Raw genomic sequence first — 17,382 nt, forward strand, 5'->3', positions numbered from 1 at the left:
GGTTCAGTCCTCTGTGGGAAGCGTCAGAACGACGCCTAGGGCAAGAATTTTCAACAGGCATGGCAAGACCGCGTAGGTCAGATTGAGCAGGGTCAACGCCTCGGCGCTGTTGGGCTGCCCCGGTGTGAACCCTGCCCGCTCTAAAAGCGGCAAGGTGACAAAGGCGGCCAAGGCCAGGCCCAGTTTTCCGGCAAGTGACCACAGCCCAAATGCAGAAGATGCATTCAAGCCCTGTCGGGTCAGAACGACAGAGAACATCGCCGGCAGAACCACCATATCCGCACCAAGCGCCATGCCCGACGCCACGCAGATTGCAGCAAAGCCCATGGGGTTTTCCGGAGCCAAAGCCCCTGCGCCGACAAAGCCAATGATAGACAATGGCATGGCAATCAGCAGTGTTCTTTTGCCGCCGATCCGGTTGCTGAGCCACGCCCAGAAAGGCACGGTCAGGCCTGCGCACAGGAAAAACAGGATCAGCATGCCCCCTGCCATGCCGGAAAGCCTGAGGCGATCTTCGACGAAAAACAGAAACAGGGTCGAGGTCAGGGCAACAGGCAGGCTGTTGACCAGCGCCAGAAGCAAAAGTCTCAGCGCGCCCGCATTTGCGAGCCCGGACAAGGAAAGCGTCTCGCTGGCAATGGGGCGACGTTGCCAGATCGGCCGGGTGACAAGCGCGGTAAACACGGCAACCGCACCAAGGAACACACCGAAAGCCGCATACCCATCCCTGCCAGCGCCAAACCCCACAAACACCGCCGGGGCGATGGCCGCGATGATCACCCCGGCCAGCATGCCCCCCTCTCGAAAGGCCGATACTTTCATGAGTTCCTGCGGAACGGGGCGCGCGGCCAATGTCGCGCTGCGCCCATAAAGCAGGATCATGCCAAGGCTATAGGCAGAGAACAGCAAGATCAGTATGGCGATCAGCGCTGGGACGATATTTGGTCCGGGCACCAACAAAAACAACATCGGGAAGCCGAAAGCCAGCCCGCAGGCTGACAGCATGGCAAACCAGACCTGAGCACGCGGCCAGCGGTCTATGGCCCAGCCCAGAAACGGGTCCTGCACCAGATCAATAAATCGGATCAGCAACAGAATGGTGCCAATCGCACCCAGACCCAATCCCAGATTTACCGACGCGAATCTGGGCAAATGGATGTAAAGCGGTATCCCAGCCGAGGCGAGCATCAACGCATAGAGACTGACGCGCGGATAGACCATCACATCCCTTTCAGTCGACGTGTAAACCGCGCAGATTGGGTTTTCTGCCCCAGAAAGATATCCATGAAGCGTCGTTTGATCCGGGGATAGGACAGGGTGCAGGTGGGCTGTCCATTGCGCCAGAACCGAATACGGTCTGGTCCGTCCGTGATCGCCAGATAGGTATCTGAACGGTTGACGTCCTGGAAACATGTTGCAAGCTGGCTTGCGATCGGAACCTGCCCCCCCATGCGCGCCATCTCGCGTAGGGTTGCTTGAATCAAATCATTTTCCGAAAGGCGGCGTTTGTATTTCAGTTCAAGCGCGAAATCCTGTTGCCAGTCCAGCTTTGCCCCACCCAAAGTGAACAGGCGCGCATCATATAGCGGCACCCCAAAATAGGAAAAAGTCGCCTGCCCCCGTTGCACCGCACCGGGAAGTGCCTTGTCTAGCGGCGTTGCAGAAAGCGTTATGGGCCATGACAAGAAAGCAAGAACGAGCGCAAGTCTAAGCATGGGCTAGCTCCACCTGAACCACATTCGTATGTCCGATTGCGAAGGAGGCTGCGCAAATCTCGAGATAGTATTGCCAGTTGCGAAAAAATGCCTCGCCGTAGCCCAACGCATCGATTTTCCGTTTCTGTTGCGCCAGTCGTCTGGCCCAGATCCGGCAGGTTTTGGCGTAGTCCTGACCGAAGGCGAAATTGTCCTGAACTGACAGCCCGGCCTGCTGGGCCTGATCTGCGATCACCTGATCCGACAGGAGCATGCCGCCGGGGAACACATATTGCCGGATATAGTCAGAGGACCCTTTGTAGCGTTCAAAGAAGCTGTCATTGACCGTGATGGCCTGCAAAAGCACGCGGCCACCCTCTGCGAGGTTGCGTTTGAGCGTGTCAAAGTAGCTTGGCCAATAGCGCTCGCCCACAGCTTCGATCATCTCGATTGAGACGATATTGTCATACCGCCCCTCGATGTCGCGATAGTCGCGCAGCTGAATATCGGCGCGGCCATCCAATCGACATTCCGCATAGCTGTGTTGGTTTCTAGAAATCGTCACACCCGTCACGTCACGCCCCTCGTCCGAGGCATGTTCGGCAAATCCACCCCAACCACACCCGATCTCAAGCACGCGTTCGCCATCGCTGAGACGCGACAGAGCACGGGCATTTTTGCGGGTCTGGGCCTGTGCCAGATCGTCATTTTCAGCGCCAAAAAGCCCCGAAGAATAGGTCATGCCTTCGTCCAGCCAAAGCCCGTAGAACTCGTTGCCCACATCATAATGCGCCCGGATATTCTTGCGTGATCCACGCCGGGAATTGGCGCGCAAAACAGTATCCACCAAGCGGAACTTTACCTTGTTGAAAGGGCTCGCTTGATCGTAGGCACCAAGATGGTCGCGGTTGATCATTGCAAGCGACATCAGCCGTTCGACCGACGATGTATCCCACATTCCCTGCACATAGGCTTCGCCCAACCCGACCTGCCCATGAGCGGCCATGGCCGAAACGGCGGCCCAGTCGCGGATCACCATCTCGGCCTCTGGGCCGGAGGTTCCAAAGTGATAGCGTTCGCCTTCGGGGGTGCGCAGGGTCAAACGGCCCTCACGCAGGCGCTCGCATGTCGCCAGGAACTCGGTCTTCAGGGCTTTGTTGGTCAATCGCAAGGGCTGTTCCTTTCTTAAAAACGGGGGCATTGATCATGCGGGTGATGCGAATGGCGCTGGCAATCCCATCTTCGTGAAACCCATGACGGTTCCATGCGCCTGCAAACCAAGTGTGGTTTCGCCCCTGCATCTCGCGGATGCGGCTCTGCGCCTGCAGTGCGGGCTTGTCAAAAACCGGATGCGCAAACGTGACTTCGTCGTAAATTTTGTCCCGCGGAATGGGGCGTGACGGGTTCAGCGTGACGAAAAGCGGATCATCCTCGGGGATGTTTTGCAGCTTGTTCATCCAGTAGGTCACACCAATGTCGCCTTGTTGCGAACGGTACGCCCAACTGGACCAACAGGCCCGGCGTTTGGGCATCTGATTGGTATCGCAATGCAAAACGGCCCGATTGGTCTGGTATCTGATGGCCCCCAGCGCAGACGTTTCATCAGGTGTTGCATCTTCACCCAGAATAGACAGCGCCTGATCGGTGTGGCAGGCAAAAATAACCTCGTCAAAGCGGGTCGGCTCTGCCCCCTGCGGATGCAACATCACGCCATCATCCTGACGCGAAACCCGTGCGACCGGACAGCCTGTTTGCACCTCGCAACCGCGTGCAATAAGCGCAGCCTCCAACCGGCGCACATATTCGATGCTGCCCCCCCGTACCGTCCACCATTGGTGTTCACCGCTGCCCGCAAGAAGCGCATGGTTGCGGAAAAACCGGACAAGTGATCGGGCCGGAAACTTGTCAACATCTGCAACAGGCGTGGACCAGATCGCCCCGCACATAGGCATCAGGTAGTTGTTGCGAAACCACGTCCCCAGCCCCAGCTCATCCACCAGCTCGCCGATGGTTTTGTCATCATTTTGCGCGGCAGCCTCTGCCCGTTTTCCAAATCGGATGATATCGGCGATCATCTTATAATACTGAGGCCGCGCCAGATTGCGCCGTTGGGCAGTGATGGCTCTGAGCGAGTTCAGGCCATATTCCAACCGCCCCCCATCAATGCTTGCGCCAAAGCTCATTTCGCTTTTCATCACCGGCACGTCCAGATCACGGAACAATCGCGTCAGATATGGGTAGGTCACGTAGTTAAAGACGATAAACCCGGTATCAACGGGTTGGTCTTGGTTTTTACCGGCAAGAACCGTGCGCGCGTGGCCACCCAGCCGTTGCGCGGCCTCGTACAGGGTTACATCATGATGCGCGGAAAGATAGTAGGCCGCTGAAAGGCCAGATATGCCCCCCCCAATAATGGCAATGGTCTTTCGGGGGCCTTGTGTCTGGTCCAACATGTCGTCCTCATGTTATGCTTTCGATATAAGGACTACGCAGTGGATGTGTTTCCGGATCAGAAAAATATTGAAGCGGCGGCACGTGAAGTGATCCGAGAACGCGCGCCGCGCGTATACGCTCTATCATGATGCAGCATATCCAAGCCCAAACCTATCACGCTCGCCGCGGCCGTTTGAAAAACGCCTTCCGCTATGGTGTCGATTTTGTGTTGACCGATTTTCAGGAAAAAGGTCCACGGGTCATCTCGTTTGATCGGTTCAATCTCTGGTCCCTGAACAGCGACAGGCACGGCGGGCCACGCAATGCCGGACAGGGCGTGTCCTGGTTTCGCGACATTTTGCTCGAGCGAGGCTTTCCCTTGGACGGCGCCGAGCTGTTGCTGCTGACACAGCCCAGCTATCTTGGGCTGCATTTTAACCCTGTGAGCTTCTGGATTGCGGTGCGCGACGGCAGCCCTTGCGCCTTTGTTGCCGAAGTGAACAACACATTTGGCCACCGGCATTGCTATTTCTGCGCGCATGATGATTTCCGCCCCATCACCCGAGACGACCGCATCACGGCAGACAAACTGATGCATGTGTCCCCCTTTCAAAAGGTCGAGGGCCAATATCGGTTTGTATTCGATATGACGGACGCTGCGTTCAACATCCGCATCACCTATGAGAATGGTGATCAGGGGGTGTTGGCCACGTTGACCGGCCTTCGGAAAACGGCGACAAACGCGTCGCTGATCCGGGCCGCGGTACGTCGCCCGTTTGGGGCGGGGCGTGTTGTGGCGCTGATCTACTGGCAGGCGCTGATCTTGTATATCAAACGCGCGCCGTTTTTGAAAAAACCACCACCGCCGGAAGCTCTGGTGTCTGACAGCCAAAACACTCAGCGGCACCGCTCATGATCAGGCTTGCGGGCAAAACTTATTGGCTGATCGGCGCAAGCGAAGGTTTGGGCCGGGCGCTGGCCAAAGAGCTGAGCAATGCGGGCGCAAACTTGGTTCTGTCTGCCCGAAATGCCGACCGGCTGGCCGCACTTTGCACCGAGTTGCCCAATGCGACCGCCCTACCGCTGGATGTGACCGATCCTGCCGGACTGACGGAAACGATGCGCCAGATCGGCAGGATTGATGGGCTGATCTACAATGCAGGTGCCTATGTTCCCATGCGCGCGACAGAGTGGGACAGCGACGCCGCCTTGCAGATGGTGGATGTAAATTTTCTTGGCGCGATGCGTGTTCTGGGCGCGGTTGTGCCAGATTTTCTGCATCAGGGCCATGGAGATATCACTTTGATCGGGTCGTTGGCCGGGTACCATGGACTGCCAGCGGCCATTGGATACGGCGCCAGCAAGGCGGCCCTGATCAGTCTGGCTGAAACGCTGAGACATGACCTGAAAGGGTCAGGCGTTGTGGTGCGCGTGGTGAATCCGGGATTTATCAAAACCCGGCTGACCGACAAGAATGACTTCAAGATGCCGATGCTGATGTCGCCAGAGGATGCAGCCGGCCGCGTGTTCAAAGCAATGCAATCCAGCCGTTTTCGCACGGATTTCCCTGCCCCATTTTCATGGGGCATCCGCCTTTTGGACCGTCTGCCTGATTTTCTGGTCTATCGCGGCAAGTAGCTGTCTGAGTTTTGCGACACAGCAATCGGCGTCTGAGCCATCATATCCGGAAAAAAGGTTGCAGCAGGCGCGGGATCATCGCGTTGAAGCGCAAGGGTGCATCTGTTGCGGCCAGGCAAATACAAGGATCCCCCGCCCCCGCAATGGGTGTATGCTCAAGCGCTTCATCGCCGATCTCGACATCGCCGACCCCAAAATAACCTGTTTCATCACTGAAGCTGCCCTGAAGAACCAAGGTCAGTTCCAACCCGCTATGGCTGTGCTCGGGCACCGCCTGACCGGGCGGAATGAACAGCAAGCGCACTGATCCTTCGTCCCCGTCCGACAGAATGCTCTGACGCACGCCCATCCCCAAGGATTTCCAACGCGGCGCCTTGCCTTTCAAGGCCTGCATGATGGGTCCCGGATAAATCCCGGTTCGTTCATAAACCGGCTCAGGAGAATACGGATCATCGAGCATATCCAAGACGCCCGACCTCAGCGTGTCAGAAACGCGCACCGACCGGCTGTCTTCCAGCATGACACCGCCAACTGCCTGATGGGCTTCAAGAGCAGCCCGGCACTCGGCACAAAGGGACACATGGCTTGCCACAACCAGGGCAAAGGGTGTTGGAAGATTGCCTGCTGCATATGCAGCCAGCATCGCGTCGGAAATATGGTGGGTAATTGCGGTCATTCTCGCAGCCCCTTCAGCTCGTGTCTCAGACGTTCCAGTCCAAGTCGAATACGTGATTTTATGGTCCCCAGTGGCAGGCCCAGCTTTGTGCTGATCTCCTTATGGGTCAGCTCACCCAGATAGGCTTTTTCGATTATCTCGCGCTGATCACTGTTCAGACGTTCCAGCGCGTTTTTCAACTGTCCGGCTTCCTGATCTACTGCCAGTATCTGACTGGCATCCGGTTCTGCACCGGGATCTTCGGCCAGCTCCTCTGGCAGAGGCCGCTTTTCTTTGCGGATCACATCGATCTGACGATTTCGCGCAATCTGATAAATCCACGCAGACACTTGCGCGCGATGCGGATCAAACATCGCAGCCTTGCGCCAAACCGTCAGCATGACATCCTGCACAATCTCTTCTGCCTGATCCGGCGAAGTGCCCGTGCGCATCACAAAACCTTTCAGACGCGGCGCAAAATGATCGAACAAATTGGCAAAGGCATCACGATCTCTCGTTTCCTTCACTGCCAGCATCCAGACAGTTTGCTGAGAAAGGTCTGGCTGACTCTCGATCACATGTAACCTTTCATCACGCGGCATCATCCCTGCGCGGAGCGTTTTTTCTGGGCGTTCAAGGGTCGTGGTCAACATAGACAGAATACGGCCCTGAACCGATTCCGGATCACTTTAAAGAAAAATCCATGATTTTAAAAAGGTTAGAAACATGATTGCCATCTCATTTGCGCAACATCGTCACCGCAAGAGTGAAAGAGCCTAGCTTTTATGTCGCCGTATTTGATCAAGATTGAGTTGATTTACCGCCGCCGGCAGTTCGCCCACTGGAGTGGACATTGGATGCACATACAGGTGTGACGCCAAGAAATGACACCTTTGCGTCAACACCTACTATCTGATGTGGGAACCCACCCCTCGGCGTTTTGCCCTAACCACATTTGGAATGGCCACAAGACCCGCAGGTCATGCAACCTTCCACCATGCGCATATCGAACTGGCCGCAGCTTGGGCAGGCCGGGCCGCGGGGGGCTTCGCCAAGGTTGACCACTTCGGCCTGCGGATCAGATTTCAACCCCATGCCCTCGCCTTCCAGAAAACCGGTGGCAACCATGTGACGCTCGATCACCGAACCGATGGCGGCAAGGATCGAGGGGATGTATTTCCCATCCATCCACGCGCCGCCACGCGGGTCAAAGACCGCCTTCAGCTCTTCCACCACAAAGCTCACGTCACCTCCGCGCCGGAACACGGCCGAAATCATGCGAGTCAGTGCCACGGTCCAGGCGAAATGCTCCATGTTCTTAGAGTTGATGAACACTTCGAACGGGCGGCGATGCCCGTTGATGATCAGGTCATTCACAGTGATGTAGATCGCGTGCTCGCTGTCAGGCCATTTGACCTTATAGGTGTGCCCTTCCAGCGATTGCGGCCGGTCCAGAGGCTCCGAGATATAGACCACATCCGCGCCGCTATCGGCCTCGGGCGCTTTCTCGCTTTCCTCGGACACGGACAGAACCGACCCGGTCACATCATTGGGGCGATAGGTGGTGCAGCCTTTGCAGCCGGTTTCCCAGGCTTGCATATAGACGTCTTTGAAGTCCTCGAAGCCAATATCCTCGGGGCAGTTGATGGTCTTGGAAATCGAGCTGTCGATCCATTTCTGAGCCGCCGCCTGCATCTTCACGTGATCCATCGGCGCCAGCGTCTGAGCGTTCACAAAGTAATCCGGCAGTTCCTTGTCGCCAAACTTGTCACGCCACAGCTGAACGGCATAATCGACCACCTCTTCTTCGGTGCGGGTGCCGTCGGGCTGAAGCACTTTACGGGTGTAAGCATAGGCAAACACGGGTTCGATCCCCGAGGACACGTTACCCGCATACAGGCTGATTGTGCCGGTGGGCGCAATCGAGGTCAGAAGCGCGTTGCGGATGCCGTGTTCGCGGATCGCGTCGCGCACGTCGTCATCCATATGCGCAAGCGACCCCGAGGCCAGATATTTCTCGGCGTCAAACAGCGGGAACGGCCCCTTTTCCTTGGCCAGTTCAACCGACGCCAGATAGGATGCACGCGCGATTTGCTTCATCCAGGCTTCGGTCTGGGCCGCGGCCTCGTCCGAGCCATAGCGCAGCCCCAGCATCAACAGCGCGTCGGCCAAGCCCGTCACGCCAAGGCCGATACGGCGTTTGGCTTGGGCTTCCTGCGCCTGAGCCTCCAGCGGGAAGCGGCTTTCATCCACCACATTGTCCATCATACGCACGGCGGTGGCGACCAGTTCGGACAGCGCGTCACCGTCCAGCTTGGCGGCATCCTCGAACGGGTCGGTGACCAGCTTGGCCAGGTTGATCGACCCCAAGAGGCAGGCACCATAGGGCGGCAGGGGTTGCTCGCCGCAGGGGTTGGTGGCGGCGATGGTCTCGCAATAATTCAGATTGTTCATCTGGTTGATGCGATCGATGAAAATCACGCCCGGCTCGGCGTAGTCATAGGTCGCACGCATGATCTTGTTCCAAAGATCACGGGCCTCGACCGTGTGATAGATCTTGTCGCCAAACTTCAGATCCCAGCTGCCGTCCGCCTTGACCGCATCCATGAAATCATCAGTGACCAGCACGGACATGTTGAACATACGCAAACGCGCCGCATCGGATTTCGCGGTGATGAAATCCTGAATGTCGGGGTGGTCGCAGCGCATGGTGGCCATCATCGCCCCACGGCGCGACCCTGCCGACATGATGGTGCGGCACATGGCGTCCCAGACATCCATGAAGCTCAAAGGCCCCGAGGCATCCGCCGCAACCCCCATCACATCCGCCCCGCGCGGGCGGATGGTCGAGAAATCATAGCCGATCCCGCCGCCCTGCTGCATGGTCAGCGCGGCCTCTTTCAGCATGTCGAAGATACCGCCCATGCTGTCAGGGATCGTGCCCATGACAAAGCAGTTGAACAGGGTGACCGACCGACCGGTGCCCGCCCCAGCGGTGATGCGGCCTGCGGGCAGATATTTGAAATCTTCCAAAGCGGCGTAAAAGCGATCTTCCTGTTCAGGTTCTGCCTGTGCAAGCGACCGGGCGATGCGACGCCAGGTGTCCTCGACCGTTTTGTCCTGCGCTGTGCCATCTGCGGATTTCAGGCGATATTTCATGTCCCAAATCTGTTCGGCGATGGGGGCAGCAAAACGGCTCATGCAGTTGATTCCTGTTCGTTCTGGATCAAAGTGAAGGGTCCTCGACTTTATGCCCCGAAGCCAATTGCGTCAATTGCAATTCCAATTTGAAACATCTAAAGTGAGGCTTTGATGGCACAACATATAGTGGTTACATGGCCGCCACCCATATAAATCTGGTAAAACTCTGCGTTGGCGCCGAGAAGGTCGAGGACCTGACCGCTTGGCAAGCCATGCGTATGGGCGCCTCGGGTCAGCCCAACCCGCGCCATGTCACCCGCATGTGGCCCAAACGCGAGGCCGAGCTGGTGGATGGTGGGTCTCTTTACTGGGTGTTCAAAGGGTTGATCCTTGCCCGCCAGCAGGTACTTCGGCTGGAAGAGGTGATCGGGGATGACGGCATCCGGCGCTGTGCCCTTGTACTGTCCCCCGATGTGATCCGCACCGAAAGCCAGCCGCGCCGCGCCTTTCAGGGCTGGCGCTATTTGACGCCCGCGGATGCGCCACGGGACCTGCCAGATGGCGGGCAATCGGATGACACCCCCCTGCCCCACGACCTTGCCGCAGCCCTGGCAGATATCGGCATCCGCTGATCTGTCACACCCTTGTTGCATCGGGCCTGCATGCTGCCGCCCGTGCTGCCCTGCTTTGCCGGCCGACCCGCCCGGTGCCAAGCGCGCCGCACGGCGCATGGATCCGTCTTGTCCCGAACATGCGCGCGCCTGGCAGCCATCCCCCGCTGCCGGGCGCCTTTCTTTGTGCGCTGTTCCCTCTGGACACGCCCCGCGCCGCTGCTAGGGTCCGCATCTGGAAAGATCCAGAACCGGAGGCAGTCATGACCCTAGGCACAAATATCCACACCTATTTCAACGGCAGTTGGCATGCGGGCGATGTCGCGATCATGAAAGCCGCTGATCATGGAAGCTGGCTGGGCAGCACGGTGTTTGATGGCGCGCGCCTGTTCGAAGGGGTTACCCCGGATCTCAAGGCGCATTGCGAACGGGTGAACCGTTCGGCCGAGGCGTTGATGATCACCCCAAACGTGACCACTGACGCAATGGTCGAAATCGTGAAAGAGGGCCTGGCGCTCTACCCTGCCGGCACGCCGGTCTATATCCGCCCCATGTATTGGGCGCTGGATGGCGGCCATCTGGGGGTTGCCCCGGAACAAGGCCCAACCGGTTTTGCCATCTGTCTGGAAGAAATCCCGATGGCCCCGCCCACGGCCGCGACCACATTGACCACCACGCAATTTCGCCGCCCGGTGATGGAAAGCGCGGTGGTAAACGCCAAGGCGGGCTGCCTTTACCCCAACAATGCGCGCATGCTGATCGAGGCCCGCAACAAAGGGTTCGGCAATGCATTGGTCGCGGACGCCATGGGCAATGTGGCCGAAACCGCCACATCAAACGTCTTCATGGTGCGCGACGGCGAGGTGTTCACCCCCATCGCCAACGGATGCTTTCTGGCGGGCATTACGCGTGCGCGCCACATTAAGAACATGCGCGCCGATGGGATCACCGTGCACGAAACCGTGCTGAGTTTTGATGATTTCCACGCGGCCGACGAGGTCTTTTTGTCCGGCAACATGATGAAGGTTACCCCGGTCAGCGGTTTTGATGACACATCCTATAACGCAGGCCCCATGACCCGCCGCGTGCGCGAACTTTACTGGGACTGGGCGCATTCAGCCGCGCAATAACATCTGAAAACGATAGACAGGCTCTTGGCGCTCGGGCACACTGGCGCCGTTTCGGAGGACAAACATGCGCAAGTTTCTTGTGATCCTTGATGACAGCCGCGAATGCCTGAACGCGATGCGTTTTGCGGCCATGCGCGCGGCGCATACGGGCGGCGGCGTGACCGTTCTGTCAATCATTCCGCCTGAAGAGTTCAACCACTGGATCGGTGTCGGCGAGTTGATGCGCGAAGAAGAACGCGAACGGATCACCGTGCATTACGAGGTCTTCGCCAAGTGGATGCGCGACCGGCAGGATGTTGAACCCGAACTGGTCATCCGCGAAGGCGAAGCTGTGCCTGAAATCCTGGCCCATGTGCGCGAAAACACGGATGTGGGCGTGTTGGTGCTGGGCGCGGGCGAAGGCAAAAAAGGGCCGGGCCCTCTGGTCACCCAGATGACACGAGCCTCGGCGGACCTGCCCATTCCGATCACCATCGTGCCCGGAACAATGACCAAAGAGCGGCTTGAAGCGATCACGTGACGCAGGCCCGGCGGACCAAGCGACGCTTGACAGATGCAGGGTCCAGCCCCATATGAAGCCTGACAAAAAAGGTATGCCGATATGTTCATCCAAACCGAATCCACCCCGAACCCTGCCACGCTGAAATTCCTGCCCGGCCAGGATGTTCTGGGCACGGGCACTGCTGATTTCCCCACGGCTGACGCCGCCGGGGCATCGCCGCTTGCGACACGCATTTTTGCCGTGAAAGGCGTCTCGGGCGTGTTTTTCGGCGCTGATTTCGTGACCGTCACCAAGGATGACGCGGTGGAATGGGACCATGTGAAACCCGCCATTCTGGGCGCGATCATGGAACATTTCCAATCCGGCCAGCCGGTGATGGCGGGCGACGCGGCCGCGCCTTCGGGCCATGCCGAACATACCGGCGAAGACGGCGAGATCGTCGAACAGATCAAAGAGCTTCTGGACACCCGCGTGCGCCCCGCCGTGGCGCAGGATGGTGGCGACATCACCTTCCACGGGTTTGATCGCGGCATTGTTTACCTGCACATGCAAGGCGCCTGCGCAGGCTGCCCGTCCTCGACGCTGACCCTGAAAATGGGCATCGAGAACCTGTTGAAACACTACATCCCCGAAGTGGTCGAGGTGCGCCCCGTTGCAGCCTGACCCGGTGATCCTGGCGTTTGACACATCGGCCGCGCATTGCGCGGCCGCTTTGCTGTGTGGCGACAAGATCGTTGCGGACAGACATGAAGACATGGCCAAGGGGCAGGCGGAACGTTTGCTGCCGCTCTTAGAAGAGCTGTTGGCCGCGGGCGGCAAAACATGGTCAGACCTGACGGCGATTGGCGTGGGCATTGGGCCGGGGAACTTCACCGGCATCCGTATTTCTGTCGCCACGGCGCGCGGGTTGGCCCTGTCCTTGGGCGTGCCTGCCATTGGGGTGTCGTCGCTGGAAGCTCAGGTCCATGGCCATGCGCACCCTGTCTGGTCTTTGGTCGATGCCCGGCGCGATCATGTCTATGCCCAGCATTTTGGCAGCACGCCCCAAGAGCCAAAGCTGATCCCGGCGGGCGAAGCCGCAGCGCTTGAGGGCCGCAAGCTTGGCCCCGCGCCCATCGCCTCTCCGGCCCCGGCAATCGCGCATATTGCGGCGCGGAAACTTGCCTCTGGCGCTGATCACCCGCGCCCTGCCCCGCTTTATATCCGCGCCGCAGATGCCGCACCGCCGCGCGATCCGGCCCCTGTCATTCTGCCGTGAGCCATGCGCTGATGGCCCAGGCAGAGAAACTCGCCCAAGTTTACGCCTCCGCCTTCGCGGACACGCGCCCCTGGTCCGCTGACGAAATCCGCGACCTTCTGAACAACCCCGATGTTTTCATTTGTGAGGATGACGCGGGCTTTGCCATGGGCCGGGTTGTTCTGGACGAGGCAGAGCTTTTGACCATTTGCGTTTTGCCCACTGCGCGCGGTCAGGGCAAAGGCGCGCGCCTCCTGCGCCGTTTCGAAGAAGCCAGCGCCAAGCGCGGGGCAACACGCGCCTTTCTGGAAGTGGCCCAGAACAACGCTGCCGCCCGCAGGCTCTATGCGTCCAATAGCTGGTCCGAGATCGGCCGACGCAAGCACTACTACACCGCACTAGATGGCAGCCGGTGCGATGCGATCGTCTTGCAAAAGCCTTTGCCGCCCTTGCAGCCCACGGATTGACCCAAGGGAAGCCCCTGAAAACACCGGCAATTTCCGCGTCAAATTGCGGCAGTGCGGCAAATATTTTTCCCGTCTTCCCCTTGCCCTTCAGCCAGAAAGCCGGATGATCCCAAACAGCGATCTGCTCGCAGACTTGGGGAATCGGCTGGCATACGGCCCGCCTGCCCCTTCACAACAACCGGGAGTATTAGTCACATGACCCTGATGAAGAGCTTTCTTGGCGCCGCTGCGTCGCTGGCCCTGACAGCCGGTGCCGCCCTTGCGGACCCCGCCATCATTTTCGACCTTGGCGGCAAATTCGATAAATCGTTCAACGAAGCCGGCTATAACGGCGCCGAAAAATGGGCCAAGGAAACGGGCGGTTCTTATCTTGAGATTGAACTGCAATCCGAAGCCCAGCGCGAACAGGCGCTGCGTGCCTTTGCCGAACGTGGTGCAAACCCGGTGATCACCATGGGCTTTGCCATGTCGACCCCGATCACGCAGGTTGCCCCGGATTTCCCCGACACCACTTTCGTGACCATCGATGGCTGGTCCGATCAGCCCAACGTGCTCAACATCGCGTTTTCCGAACATGAAGGCTCGTATCTGGTGGGCATGATGGCCGCGAAAGCCTCGAAATCGGGCACTGTTGGCTTCATCGGCGGCATGGACATTCCGCTGATCCGCAAGTTCGCCTGCGGTTATGCGCAAGGTGTGCTGGCAGCAAACCCCGACGCCAAGGTGATTTCCAACATGACCGGCACCACGCCGACTGCATGGAACGACCCGGTGAAAGGTGGCGAACTGACCAAAGCACAGATCAGCCAGGGCGCAGACGTGGTCTACGCAGCCGCTGGCGGTACCGGTCTGGGTGTGCTGCAGACAGCCAAAGACGAAGGCATTCTGGCCGTGGGTGTGGATTCGAATCAGAACCACCTGCAGCCGGGCACCGTGCTGACCTCGATGCTGAAACGCGTGGATGTGGCCGTATATGAAGCCATGAAAATGGGCGCAGACATCAAGCCGGGCGTGCAGGTGATGAACCTGGCCGCGGAAGGTGTGGGCTATGCGATGGACGAACATAACGCAGCACTTGTGTCGGACGACATGAAAGCCGCCGTGGACGCCGCCGCTGCCAAGATCATCGCGGGCGAACTGGCCGTGCATGATTACATGGCCGACGACGCCTGCCCGGTTCTGGACTTCTGATCCGACCATGACGGGTGTGCAAAACGGGGGGCAACAGGCGACTGTTGCCCCCGCCATCGAACTTCGCGGCATTTCGAAGGCCTTTGGGCCGGTGCAGGCGAACAAGGACATCTCGATTTCGGTGCAGCCGGGCACGATCCACGGGATCATCGGCGAAAACGGCGCGGGAAAATCCACGCTGATGTCCATTCTCTATGGGTTTTACAAAGCCGATGCGGGGCAGATCCTGATCCACGGCCGCGAAACCCAGATCCCCGACAGTCAGGCCGCCATTCGCGCCGGCATTGGGATGGTCTTTCAGCATTTCAAGCTGGTTGAAAATTTTTCCGTTCTGGAAAACGTGATCCTTGGGGTCGAAGATGGGCCGATGCTGCGCCCCTCGCTGGCCAAGGCCCGCAAGTCTTTGAAATCGCTGGCAGACGAGTATGAACTCCACGTTGATCCCGAGGCCCTGATCGAGAATCTGGGCGTGGGCACACAGCAACGTGTCGAGATCCTCAAAGCGCTTTACCGTGAAGCGGATATCCTGATCCTGGACGAGCCGACGGGGGTGTTGACCCCGGCCGAAGCCGACCATTTGTTCCGCATCCTCAATGGCCTGCGCGAACAGGGTAAGACGATCATCCTGATCACCCACAAGCTGCGCGAGATCATGGAAATCACCGACACTGTATCCGTGATGCGGCGCGGTCAGATGACCGCAACGGTGAAAACCAAAGACACCAACCCCGAGGAGCTCGCCGAGCTGATGGTCGGGCGCAAAGTCTTGCTGCGCGTTGACAAAACCCCAGCAAAACCGGGCGAAAAGGTTTTGGAAATCAACAAGCTGCACATGGTGGACGACCATGGCGTAGAGCGGCTGAAGGGCATTTCCCTTGATGTGCGCGCGGGCGAAATTCTTGGCATCGCGGGCGTCTCTGGCAATGGTCAGTCAGAGCTGATGGAGGTGCTGGGCGGCTATGCAACAGCCACCGGCGAAATCCGTGTGAATGGCGATCCGATCGACCTGACCGGGCGACATTCCGATGGGCGATCACGCCGGATGCGCGGCATCGCCCATGTGCCCGAAGACCGGCAGGAACACGGGTTGATCATGGATTTCCCGGCCTGGCAAAACGTGGCTTTTGGCTATCACCACGCACCGGAATACCAAAAGAACAAGCTTCTGATGGACAACGCCAAGATGGTCGAGATTGCACAAGACAAGATGGACCGATTTGACGTGCGCCCGCCGCATCCTCATCTGGAGGCGAAGAATTTTTCCGGCGGCAACCAGCAGAAAATCGTCGTCGCGCGAGAGATTGAACGCAACCCCGACCTTTTGCTGGTCGGCCAGCCCACCCGTGGCGTCGACATTGGGGCCATCGAATTCATTCACAAGCAGCTCATCGCCCTGCGCGACCAAGGCAAGGCCGTATTGCTGGTGTCGGTCGAGCTGGAGGAAATCCTGTCTCTGTCCGACCGGATCGCGGTGATGTTTGACGGCCATATCATGGGTGAACGCATGCCCGACCAGACCGATGAACGCGAGTTGGGTCTGATGATGGCCGGCATGACAAGCGAGGAGGCAAAGGCATGACCAAACTGCCCAAATGGGCCGATGTGGCCCTGATCCCGTTCCTGAACCTTGCCATCGCCTTCATCCTGTCGGGTCTTGTGATTTTTGCCATTGGCGAAAACCCTTTTGCGGCCCTTGTGACCATGATCAAGGGCGCTTTTGGCTCCACCTATGGCTGGGGGTATACGCTTTATTATACCACCAACTTCATCTTTACCGGGCTGGCTGTGTCCATCGCCTTCAAAGCCGCCATGTTCAATATCGGAGGCGAGGGTCAGGCGATCATTGGCGGTCTGGGCGTGGGGCTTGCTTGCCTGTTCATACCCACGGCGCTGATGCCACACTGGTCCTTTGCGCTGGTCTATGCGATGATCGCAGGCGCGATTTTTGGCGGCGGCTGGGCGCTGATCCCGGCCTATTTGCAAGCCAAACGCGGCAGCCACGTGGTGATCACAACGATCATGTTCAACTTCATCGCGGCCTCGGTCATGGGATATCTGCTGATCAAGCCGCTGAAAGCCAAAGGCGCGCAGGAAAGCGCGTCGGCCAGCTTTCCCGAAGTCACCCACCTGCCCACATTGCACGAGTTGCTGGCACCTCTGGGCATCAACTTCTCGAAATCCGCCCCGGCCAATGTATCGCTGTTCGTGGCGCTGGCCATGTGCGTGGTGGTCTATCTTTTGATGAACCGCTCGCGGCTGGGCTATGAAATCCGTGCCTTTGGGCTTAGCCCAACCGCCTCCGTCTATGCGGGGATTTCCCCCACCAAGATCATCATTGTCGCCATGATGCTGTCGGGCGCCTTGTCGGGGCTGATGGCGATCAACGCCACGATGGGACAGCACGAACGACTGATCCTGAACGCGGTCGAGGGCGCGGGCTTCATTGGCATCGCGGTCGCGCTTATGGGGCGCAATCACCCGTTTGGCGTGTTCCTTGCGGCGCTTTTGTTTGGCTTCCTTTATCAGGGGGGCAGTGAGTTGTCGCTGTGGACGAAAATTCCACGCGATCTGATCATTGTTATTCAGGGGCTGGTGATCCTGTTCACCGGCGCTTTGGACAATATGGTCCGCATGCCGGTCGAACGTCTGTTCATTGCCGCCGCCAAACGAAAGGAGGCGTAAG

General features: G+C 58.6%; 18 protein-coding genes. 11 read left to right on the forward strand and 7 right to left on the reverse strand.

Annotated features, from left to right (window positions below; translation table 11 throughout):
• Nucleotides 1–3 precede the first annotated feature (3 nt).
• From ACRY08_RS06615 to ACRY08_RS06630, 4 genes are read right to left on the reverse strand one after another with little or no spacing between them, the layout of a single operon-like run.
• A complete protein-coding gene (locus ACRY08_RS06615; RefSeq protein ID WP_432449099.1) occupies nucleotides 4–1,221 on the reverse strand; it encodes an MFS transporter in 1,218 nt (405 codons plus the stop codon).
• Nucleotides 1,221–1,715 (reverse strand): hypothetical protein, encoded by a 495-nt coding sequence (locus tag ACRY08_RS06620; protein WP_432449100.1) that lies wholly within the window; start codon nucleotides 1,713–1,715, stop codon nucleotides 1,221–1,223. Before ACRY08_RS06620 ends, ACRY08_RS06615 begins: the two co-directional genes overlap by 1 nt.
• Entirely contained in the window at nucleotides 1,708–2,865 is a 1,158-nt protein-coding gene (locus tag ACRY08_RS06625) for a class I SAM-dependent methyltransferase (RefSeq protein ID WP_432449101.1), read from the reverse strand. Before ACRY08_RS06625 ends, ACRY08_RS06620 begins: the two co-directional genes overlap by 8 nt.
• Entirely contained in the window at nucleotides 2,804–4,147 is a 1,344-nt protein-coding gene (locus tag ACRY08_RS06630; RefSeq protein WP_432449102.1) for an NAD(P)/FAD-dependent oxidoreductase, read from the reverse strand. Before ACRY08_RS06630 ends, ACRY08_RS06625 begins: the two co-directional genes overlap by 62 nt.
• A 128-nt stretch (nucleotides 4,148–4,275) precedes the next feature.
• On the opposite strand from ACRY08_RS06630, the gene ACRY08_RS06635 reads away from it, so the two are divergent.
• Nucleotides 4,276–5,043: a DUF1365 domain-containing protein gene (locus ACRY08_RS06635; protein WP_432449611.1), complete on the forward strand. Its 768-nt coding sequence runs from the start codon at nucleotides 4,276–4,278 to the stop codon at nucleotides 5,041–5,043.
• Nucleotides 5,040–5,765 carry an SDR family NAD(P)-dependent oxidoreductase gene (locus ACRY08_RS06640; RefSeq protein WP_432449103.1) on the forward strand — a complete coding sequence of 242 codons (726 nt, stop codon included), beginning with the start codon at nucleotides 5,040–5,042 and terminating at the stop codon, nucleotides 5,763–5,765. The genes ACRY08_RS06635 and ACRY08_RS06640 overlap by 4 nt, the downstream gene beginning before the upstream one ends.
• Nucleotides 5,766–5,805: 40 nt before the next feature.
• Here the strand turns inward: ACRY08_RS06640 and ACRY08_RS06645 are convergent, their stop codons facing one another.
• The 3 genes from ACRY08_RS06645 to ACRY08_RS06655 form a co-directional block, all read right to left on the reverse strand.
• Nucleotides 5,806–6,441, reverse strand: a complete 636-nt coding sequence (locus ACRY08_RS06645) for a ChrR family anti-sigma-E factor (RefSeq protein WP_432449104.1) — start codon at nucleotides 6,439–6,441, stop codon at nucleotides 5,806–5,808.
• Nucleotides 6,438–7,025, reverse strand: coding sequence for a sigma-70 family RNA polymerase sigma factor (locus ACRY08_RS06650; protein ID WP_432449105.1), 588 nt, complete (start codon nucleotides 7,023–7,025; stop codon nucleotides 6,438–6,440). The genes ACRY08_RS06645 and ACRY08_RS06650 overlap by 4 nt, the downstream gene beginning before the upstream one ends.
• Before the next feature lie 340 nt (nucleotides 7,026–7,365).
• Nucleotides 7,366–9,621: an adenosylcobalamin-dependent ribonucleoside-diphosphate reductase gene (locus ACRY08_RS06655; protein ID WP_432449106.1), complete on the reverse strand. Its 2,256-nt coding sequence runs from the start codon at nucleotides 9,619–9,621 to the stop codon at nucleotides 7,366–7,368.
• A gap of 134 nt (nucleotides 9,622–9,755) precedes the next feature.
• Here ACRY08_RS06655 and ACRY08_RS06660 point away from each other — a divergent pair, with 134 nt between their 5' ends.
• The 9 genes from ACRY08_RS06660 (at nucleotide 9,756) to ACRY08_RS06700 (ending at nucleotide 17,381) form a co-directional block, all read left to right on the forward strand.
• Nucleotides 9,756–10,193, forward strand: a complete 438-nt coding sequence (locus ACRY08_RS06660; protein WP_432449107.1) for a DUF1489 family protein — start codon at nucleotides 9,756–9,758, stop codon at nucleotides 10,191–10,193.
• A gap of 242 nt (nucleotides 10,194–10,435) precedes the next feature.
• The gene (locus tag ACRY08_RS06665; protein ID WP_432449108.1) at nucleotides 10,436–11,302 is read left to right on the forward strand and encodes a branched-chain amino acid aminotransferase; all 867 of its coding nucleotides are present in this window, start codon (nucleotides 10,436–10,438) and stop codon (nucleotides 11,300–11,302) included.
• Nucleotides 11,303–11,366: 64 nt separating this feature from the next.
• Entirely contained in the window at nucleotides 11,367–11,822 is a 456-nt protein-coding gene (locus ACRY08_RS06670; RefSeq protein ID WP_432449109.1) for a universal stress protein, read from the forward strand.
• An 81-nt stretch (nucleotides 11,823–11,903) separates the two neighbouring features.
• A complete protein-coding gene (locus ACRY08_RS06675) occupies nucleotides 11,904–12,467 on the forward strand; it encodes a NifU family protein (RefSeq protein ID WP_432449110.1) in 564 nt (187 codons plus the stop codon).
• Nucleotides 12,457–13,062: a tRNA (adenosine(37)-N6)-threonylcarbamoyltransferase complex dimerization subunit type 1 TsaB gene (gene tsaB / locus ACRY08_RS06680; RefSeq protein ID WP_432449111.1), complete on the forward strand. Its 606-nt coding sequence runs from the start codon at nucleotides 12,457–12,459 to the stop codon at nucleotides 13,060–13,062. Before ACRY08_RS06675 ends, tsaB begins: the two co-directional genes overlap by 11 nt.
• An 11-nt stretch (nucleotides 13,063–13,073) precedes the next feature.
• Nucleotides 13,074–13,508: a GNAT family N-acetyltransferase gene (locus tag ACRY08_RS06685; protein WP_432449113.1), complete on the forward strand. Its 435-nt coding sequence runs from the start codon at nucleotides 13,074–13,076 to the stop codon at nucleotides 13,506–13,508.
• A gap of 195 nt (nucleotides 13,509–13,703) precedes the next feature.
• Nucleotides 13,704–14,699: a BMP family lipoprotein gene (locus ACRY08_RS06690; RefSeq protein WP_432449114.1), complete on the forward strand. Its 996-nt coding sequence runs from the start codon at nucleotides 13,704–13,706 to the stop codon at nucleotides 14,697–14,699.
• Between the two features lie 7 nt (nucleotides 14,700–14,706).
• Nucleotides 14,707–16,278, forward strand: coding sequence for an ABC transporter ATP-binding protein (locus ACRY08_RS06695; RefSeq protein ID WP_432449612.1), 1,572 nt, complete (start codon nucleotides 14,707–14,709; stop codon nucleotides 16,276–16,278).
• The gene (locus tag ACRY08_RS06700) at nucleotides 16,275–17,381 is read left to right on the forward strand and encodes an ABC transporter permease (RefSeq protein ID WP_432449115.1); all 1,107 of its coding nucleotides are present in this window, start codon (nucleotides 16,275–16,277) and stop codon (nucleotides 17,379–17,381) included. The genes ACRY08_RS06695 and ACRY08_RS06700 overlap by 4 nt, the downstream gene beginning before the upstream one ends.
• The last annotated feature ends 1 nt before the right edge of the window (nucleotide 17,382 follow it).

This window comes from Aliiroseovarius marinus (assembly GCF_050881025.1).
Taxonomy (GTDB): domain Bacteria; phylum Pseudomonadota; class Alphaproteobacteria; order Rhodobacterales; family Rhodobacteraceae; genus Aliiroseovarius; species Aliiroseovarius marinus_A.

What these genes read in the sequence shown, in the direction of transcription:
- ACRY08_RS06615 (WP_432449099.1), bottom strand. Translation starts at nt 1,221, where the DNA reads ATGGTCTATCCGCGCGTCAGTCTCTATGCGTTGATGCTCGCCTCGGCT.
- ACRY08_RS06620 (WP_432449100.1), bottom strand. Translation starts at nt 1,715, where the DNA reads ATGCTTAGACTTGCGCTCGTTCTTGCTTTCTTGTCATGGCCCATAACG.
- ACRY08_RS06630 (WP_432449102.1), bottom strand. Translation starts at nt 4,147, where the DNA reads ATGTTGGACCAGACACAAGGCCCCCGAAAGACCATTGCCATTATTGGG.
- ACRY08_RS06635 (WP_432449611.1), top strand. Translation starts at nt 4,276, where the DNA reads ATGCAGCATATCCAAGCCCAAACCTATCACGCTCGCCGCGGCCGTTTG.
- ACRY08_RS06640 (WP_432449103.1), top strand. Translation starts at nt 5,040, where the DNA reads ATGATCAGGCTTGCGGGCAAAACTTATTGGCTGATCGGCGCAAGCGAA.
- ACRY08_RS06645 (WP_432449104.1), bottom strand. Translation starts at nt 6,441, where the DNA reads ATGACCGCAATTACCCACCATATTTCCGACGCGATGCTGGCTGCATAT.
- ACRY08_RS06650 (WP_432449105.1), bottom strand. Translation starts at nt 7,025, where the DNA reads ATGATGCCGCGTGATGAAAGGTTACATGTGATCGAGAGTCAGCCAGAC.
- ACRY08_RS06655 (WP_432449106.1), bottom strand. Translation starts at nt 9,621, where the DNA reads ATGAGCCGTTTTGCTGCCCCCATCGCCGAACAGATTTGGGACATGAAA.
- ACRY08_RS06660 (WP_432449107.1), top strand. Translation starts at nt 9,756, where the DNA reads ATGGCCGCCACCCATATAAATCTGGTAAAACTCTGCGTTGGCGCCGAG.
- ACRY08_RS06665 (WP_432449108.1), top strand. Translation starts at nt 10,436, where the DNA reads ATGACCCTAGGCACAAATATCCACACCTATTTCAACGGCAGTTGGCAT.
- ACRY08_RS06670 (WP_432449109.1), top strand. Translation starts at nt 11,367, where the DNA reads ATGCGCAAGTTTCTTGTGATCCTTGATGACAGCCGCGAATGCCTGAAC.
- ACRY08_RS06675 (WP_432449110.1), top strand. Translation starts at nt 11,904, where the DNA reads ATGTTCATCCAAACCGAATCCACCCCGAACCCTGCCACGCTGAAATTC.
- ACRY08_RS06685 (WP_432449113.1), top strand. Translation starts at nt 13,074, where the DNA reads ATGGCCCAGGCAGAGAAACTCGCCCAAGTTTACGCCTCCGCCTTCGCG.
- ACRY08_RS06690 (WP_432449114.1), top strand. Translation starts at nt 13,704, where the DNA reads ATGACCCTGATGAAGAGCTTTCTTGGCGCCGCTGCGTCGCTGGCCCTG.
- ACRY08_RS06695 (WP_432449612.1), top strand. Translation starts at nt 14,707, where the DNA reads ATGACGGGTGTGCAAAACGGGGGGCAACAGGCGACTGTTGCCCCCGCC.
- ACRY08_RS06700 (WP_432449115.1), top strand. Translation starts at nt 16,275, where the DNA reads ATGACCAAACTGCCCAAATGGGCCGATGTGGCCCTGATCCCGTTCCTG.